Origin of the sequence: Pseudopedobacter sp. (genome assembly GCF_040392825.1) — a bacterium.
In the GTDB taxonomy this organism is placed as follows: domain Bacteria; phylum Bacteroidota; class Bacteroidia; order Sphingobacteriales; family Sphingobacteriaceae; genus Pseudopedobacter.
In genome coordinates, this window is record NZ_JBEBVH010000230.1 from 1 (window position 1) to 6,590 (window position 6,590).

Sequence of the window (6,590 nt, forward strand, 5' to 3'; positions counted from 1 at the left end):
GGCGCTTAAAGATTATCTTACCAATATTACCACCAGCAAAACTTATAATAAATTTAGAGATGACGTTTCTGCTGTGCTTACCAAGATTTCCGAATTAGGACCAAATGCACATCAGATTGTAAAAACCATAGAAAAGACTATTAAAGGCACTTTATTGCATAAAAGTAACTTTTTCGAGGCTCTAAACTTCCGTTATTTTGGTCCGATAGACGGCCATGATGTTAATAATCTGGTTAAAGTACTTCATGATCTGCGTGATATTCCCGGTCCAAAACTTTTACATTGTGTAACGGTAAAGGGCAAAGGTTATACACTAGCAGAAAAAGATCAAACCAAATGGCATTCTCCTGGTCTTTTCAATAAAATAACAGGAGAAATAAAAAAATCTGTACAAAAATCTCCGCAGGGCCCAAAATATCAGGACGTATTTGGAAATACCATTGTGGAATTAGCTGAAAGCAACGAGAAAATTCTAGGTATTACTCCCGCCATGCCGTCTGGCTGCTCGCTCAATATTATGATGAAAGCTATGCCAGACAGAGCTTTTGATGTTGGTATTGCAGAACAACATGCAGTAACTTTTTCTGCCGGATTGGCCACCGAAGGTTTTATTCCCTTTTGTAATATTTATTCGAGCTTTATGCAAAGGGCTTATGACCAGGTTATACATGATGTTGCCCTGCAGAAGTTACCGGTAGTTTTTTGTTTAGACAGAGCAGGCATTGCAGGTTCTGATGGTCCAACACATCATGGGGCTTATGATCTCGCTTATTTCAGATGCATTCCCAACATGATTGTTTCTGCTCCGATGAACGAAGAAGAGCTGAGGAATCTGATGTATACCGCTCAATTAAAAGATCATGGCGGTCCGTTTTCTATCCGCTATCCAAGAGGAAACGGTGTGATGCCAGATTGGAAGCGACCATTTCAGGAAATTCAGATCGGAAAAGGCCGTAAAATTTGCGACGGTGAAGATGTAGCAATTCTTTCGATTGGACATATTGGTAACGAAGCCATAAAAGCTTGTCTTGAATTAAACCAGGAAGGGTATTTTCCTGCTCATTATGATATGCGTTTCGCAAAACCTATAGACGAGCAATTACTACTTGAAGTTTTCTCCAAGTATAAAAACATTATTACTGTTGAGGATGGCTGTATCAATGGCGGAATGGGAAGTGCTGTTTTGGAATTCATGGCTGATAATAATTATACTGCACATATCAAACGTCTGGGGATTCCAGATAGAGTTGTGGAACATGGAGAACAACCAGAACTTTGGGCAGAATGTGGTTATGATTCCGTAGCTATAATTGAGGCTGTTAAAGAACTGGGAGAAGCGAAGATTACCAAGGAAATGGCGGGATAGGTTTTTTAATGTTGAATGTTGAATTCTTAATGAAAACTTATAATATATTGTTTTGTTAGCTCTTTAAAATTAAATCTACAAAACGCTTTGCAATAGCTTCTCTTGAATTTTCTTTAAGCATATCTTCCGATTGTTGAATATTAGTAGTCTCTCCGTTCAGGAAACGGCTATACAGGTCTTCTAAAACATGAATAACCTCTTGTTTAGAATTACACACAAAACCTGCGTTGTTATGCAGAATACTTGTTTCTAAGTCTCCGTTATCACTCGAAGGCAATAAAATCGGTTTTCTAAAAAATAAATAATCTGCTTGTTTGGAAGTAATAATACCTGACCGATCCCCATATTTTAGATGCAAAAAAAGATTGGCATTGTTTAAATATGGTAAAAGTTCTGCTTTTTTTAATCGTCTGGTTATAATTGTTATTTCTGATAGACCAAATTCTGCAATTTTCTCTTTTAGTAGCGGACAGTAAAAAGAACCTAAAAACTGCAATTTAATATGTTCTTTATTCTTACCTGGTAAAAAATGCTTTAATGCTATAAAAAAAGTGTTATCTAATAACTGATCATTATATGTGGTTCCGATATAAACAATATTAAATGTACGGTCATTCTTCTCCGAAATCTCGGCCTCGGAGTAATTGCTTCCATTAGGAATGACATGGATTTTATGTTGAAATTCTGATGGAAAATAACTCTTTAAGGTTTCTGATACGGTGGAAATCAGGGAGGCTTTTCTTAATAAACTCTTTTCCGTATTCCTCAAGATCATTCTTTTTAAACTATAAGCGCTTTTATTACCTTGTAAATTTTGATAACCATAAGTCCACGGATCTCTATAGTCAAGAACAAGTTTAAAATTTAAATGGCGGGCCAATTTATGGGCATATTTAAAAATCCCGTACGGAGCTCCGGAAGTTATAATATAACCATCCTTATTATTTTTATTCAGTGTCTCTATTAAACTAAGGTCTCTTGGTGTTAAAGTTTCCTCCCTAAATAATAACTGATAAACGAAATTAAGAGATTTAGATTCTGATCTTAACACCAACTTTTGTAAAGTGCCTATTTTCGGTTGAAATATTTTGACATGTTTGCTGATAGATTCTTCCAATTTATCTATATTTCCAATCTCACATGATACAGTATTAGATCTTTCTTTCAATTGGAATTCTATCACTCTGACATTAATATCACTTCTCTTAATAAGATGATCTACTAATACTCTAAACCTATTGGCAGAAGTAGTATTCTCAAAAAAATCATACGTGAATAAAATGACATCTTTCATCTCTTAACAAGACTAAAAATCATCATAAAAACTCCGGAAACTACTCCTCAACCCAAAACTTATAATTCCGGTTTTAGCACTACCTATCCCATTAGTTTCGCTTCTTAACGCCGACGCCAGCTCCAGTCTTAAATTATACTTTGGATTTAATATATAAGCAACCTTCCCTTTTACAAAGAATAGATCTGTAGCTATTCCATTTCCTACTCTGCTACCATAATTCAACGACCTGTCATCGTAAGAAAGAAAAATATTTTTTCCATAATTTTCACCCGCCGAGTCCAGGCCATAGTAAGCATAAAGCAGTTGCCCGGAAAAATCAAATCTTTTATAGCTATAATTGAGCATACCCACAAGCTCCCTAAAATTTGCCCCGTACGGATGTGCCAGTGGCTGGTTATAATGTCCATAGTTAGAAACCCTATCGAAATGTGCATAGGTAAAAGGTCTCGCCGTGTTAAATTCTCCCAGATAGTTCAGGTTTTTTATCCCAAAAAGATCTGAACCCCTGAATCCTAACTGCAAAGCCCATTTATTTGCCCAATAGCCTTTATTAGAGAAAAATTCTTTAGCGGTAAATTCGTCAATCATAAACTGCCCGTATATGGCGGTTTTTTCTAATAACTCGTACTTAACATTAAGGCCTAAACGCATTTTATCAGGAGAAGTCGAATTTGCACCTTCAATTGGCCTCAGAAAAACGAAAGGATGAATATAGTTAAAATCAAATCCACGTTTGCCTTCTGGTTCAGCATCTGCCCAGGTAATTCCCTGGAAAAAACCAACAGACCATCTATTGCTGATGTTCCAGTCCAGATAATGAAAAGCTCCCCATTTCCCTCTATCCCCCAGCCGCCTGTCATTTGTTAGCCTGGGTGCACCGGGATCCAGCATATAGGCATAAACCGTTTGATACTGGAGGTTCCCTAAACTGGCCCTCAACCTGAAAAAAGAGTAATTTGCCGCAGCATCAGACAATAGCAAAGACCTATACCCATCGCCAATAAAATTTTTATCATAACCCAGGGCAAAATTCAGATATTTATTTGGAGTGTATGACAGTAAGGCGGTAGCATAAGCCCAATCTTTTTCCAGCTTGCCCAACTTACCACCAACCTGCCCTGGAATAACCTGATTCTGATCTATGAAATTGGTTATATAGGCAGGAAATACGCCCTGGTTCTCATATCCGCTGGTATAAAATGAAAATTTATCACCAACTTTCACTCCAATTTGGTAACCTCTCGTATTCAACCAGGTACTTCTATCTAAATCCTGATCGTATCCAATGGTAAAATCGGGTAAAAAATCGGCATAAATTTGATAATCGTCTTTATTTACCTCAATTAAGTGCTGCTGAAACAGCTTTCTCCCCAACCAGGTTCGCCTTAAAGAGTCTCCCGTAAAAGAAACAGAATCGACGGCATTCTCAAGCGACACATGATCTCCATAAAAAGGTTTTATCGCACTGTGAAAGCGTTGCGTTTTGTTGTATACCTGAGGATTATATTTTTGATAATGATCGTAAGCGTAAGGTAGAGTTACATTTTCTGTTTGTGCGAAACTTATCGACGAAAATCCAAACGCGGCACTTAAAAGAGCAATATATTTATACATTTACCAGTTCTAATTCTTTATCTAACTCTTCGTAGGTAGAGTTATTGCTTTTAAATTCAGGTACTATTTTCTTCATAAGCCTTACTACGTCTTTATCCTGATATTTACAAGCCAGCGTTACCAGATTATTGATATCAATACTTACCAATTCATACTCATGAGGAACTACTTTAGCTATCATAATTTTTTCATGATGGGTGGGCAGGGTATTTTCTCTATCATTTAAAAGTTCTTCATATAACTTTTCTCCCGGTCTTAAACCTGTAAATTCTATCTTAATATCCTGATTAGGGATAAAACCTGATAGGCGGATCATTTTCTTTGCCAGTTCAACAATCTTAACAGATTTGCCCATATCAAAAATATAAATCTCTCCACCGTTACCCATAGAACCAGCTTCCAGCACCAATCGGCAGGCTTCTGGTATGGTCATAAAATATCGGGTAATATCCGGATGAGTCACCGTAAGCGGTCCGCCTTTTTGTATCTGATCTCTGAAACGGGGAATTACCGAACCGTTAGATCCCAGCACATTTCCGAAACGGGTAGTAATAAATTTTGTTAGGCTTTCTTTGCCACTTTGCAGGCATAAAGAACGAAATAAAGATTGTACGTAAATCTCCGCTATGCGTTTAGAGGCTCCCATAACATTAGTTGGGTTGACCGCCTTATCCGTGGAGACCATTACGAATTTTATTGCGCCATGTTTAACAGCCAGATCTGCTATGTTTTTTGTTCCGCCCACATTTGTACAGATGGCCTCGGAAGGGTTATGTTCCATCATGGGTACATGTTTATAAGCTGCCGCGTGATAAACATAATGGGGTTTAAAAGTTTCGAACAGGCATTCCATTCTGTCTCTGTTCTTTACGTCGCCTATAAATGCGATAAAATTATCAGAAAGGTTATTATCCTGAAGTTCCAGCTGCAGTTCATGAAGAGGTGTTTCCGCAATATCATTTAATATAATCATCTGCGGATTAAATTTGGCTACCTGTCGAACAATTTCGCTTCCTATAGATCCTGCAGCACCAGTTACCAATACTCTTTTACCTGAAAGTTGTTCATTCAATACCTGTTCTCCTATAACAATAGGATCCCGTTCCAGCAGATCCTCAATTTTCACTTCTTTAATCTGATTCGCTTTTACTGTTCCCTTTACCCAAGTTCTTACCAGAGGAACGTTTAATACGCGTACATCGTTATCAAGACACAGGTCCACTACCTTATTTTTTTCATCTGGAGTCATCCGTGGCGCGGTAAATATCAGGCTGTCTATCTTTTCCTCATGCAATATACGTTCGAGAAGACTTGCATGGTATATTTTCACATTGTCTACAACCTTTCCACTTTTGCGATGATCGTTATCAACAAATGCAATCACACTCATGTTGATCTTAGGATCTGTATCTAAAGCCCTCTTAGTAGCTATTCCGGTTTCTCCGGCACCAAAAATAATTACCCGTTTTTTATCAAGTCGCAAATTTTTGATGTATACAAAGAAATACTTTACCAATACCCTGTAGGTGATCAGTGTAACAAAGCTGCACAGTCCTGTAATTACTATAACTACATTAGATATCAGCAAATCTTTTCCTAGAGAAAGAGAAACTATATTGGCCAGAATAAAAAGCCCGTTGCTTAACGAAATACTGAACAATATCCTGAAGGAGTCCTGCGCACTTGTATATCTCACTATTCCTGCATAGGTTTTCACGTTAAAAAAAACGATACAGTTGATAACACTAAATATTAATATATTCCTGCTCAGTTCCTGCAGATCTATATGATTAACCGTAAAATCATATTTAATAAAATAGGCTAATCCCATTGAAAAAGCACAGCACAGCAGGTCCAGGCAGAATATTAACCAACGAGGAACAATGTTTATTCTTCTAAACATAATTTAATTCTGGTTATAACGCGACAAATATACCTATTTGTTTATTAAAATTATTTCCTTTGGTAAACCTTAGGAATCTTATTTATTACAAACAAGGTTTAAATATGTTTTAAGCTTCAGCTGAAGGTTCCTGAAAAATACAAGAAAAGATGAAGGTATGGGCAAAAAAAGCAATTCACGTATCCATGATTCTTTATGGATTGAATCGGAATTCCATAAATTAAAAAGATATTTTAATGCTTTTAATTTATTCCCGCTTCTATTGTAAGCCATTAAAAGGCGTAATTTAAAATTGTCTATATAAATTTTATCAATAGCACGCGGTCCTTCGTTACCCAATTTATGGATATATCGTTGTGATACGTCTATTATGGAACGCTGTATTTCATCAAAAGCCGAATTATCATTAT

5 protein-coding genes are annotated in these 6,590 nt (G+C 36.8%); 1 reads left to right on the plus strand and 4 read right to left on the minus strand.

Going from position 1 to position 6,590, the window contains the following annotated elements; genetic code table 11:
- Positions 1-1,366 (plus strand): 1-deoxy-D-xylulose-5-phosphate synthase (gene dxs, locus ABWO41_RS14180; RefSeq protein WP_353139342.1); only part of this gene is annotated, 1,366 nt, incomplete at its 5' end.
- A gap of 55 nt (positions 1,367-1,421) precedes the next feature.
- On the opposite strand, the gene ABWO41_RS14185 is transcribed toward dxs, so the two are convergent.
- The 4 genes from ABWO41_RS14185 to ABWO41_RS14200 all read right to left on the minus strand — a co-directional run.
- Complete coding sequence (locus ABWO41_RS14185) at positions 1,422-2,660, minus strand: glycosyltransferase family protein (protein WP_353139345.1); 1,239 nt, start codon at positions 2,658-2,660, stop codon at positions 1,422-1,424.
- Positions 2,661-2,672: 12 nt separating this feature from the next.
- Entirely contained in the window at positions 2,673-4,277 is a 1,605-nt protein-coding gene (locus ABWO41_RS14190) for a gliding motility protein RemB (RefSeq protein WP_353139348.1), read from the minus strand.
- Complete coding sequence (locus ABWO41_RS14195) at positions 4,270-6,180, minus strand: polysaccharide biosynthesis protein (protein WP_353139351.1); 1,911 nt, start codon at positions 6,178-6,180, stop codon at positions 4,270-4,272. The genes ABWO41_RS14190 and ABWO41_RS14195 overlap by 8 nt, the downstream gene beginning before the upstream one ends.
- A 78-nt stretch (positions 6,181-6,258) precedes the next feature.
- Positions 6,259-6,590 (minus strand): hypothetical protein (locus tag ABWO41_RS14200; RefSeq protein WP_353139354.1); only part of this gene is annotated, 332 nt, incomplete at its 5' end.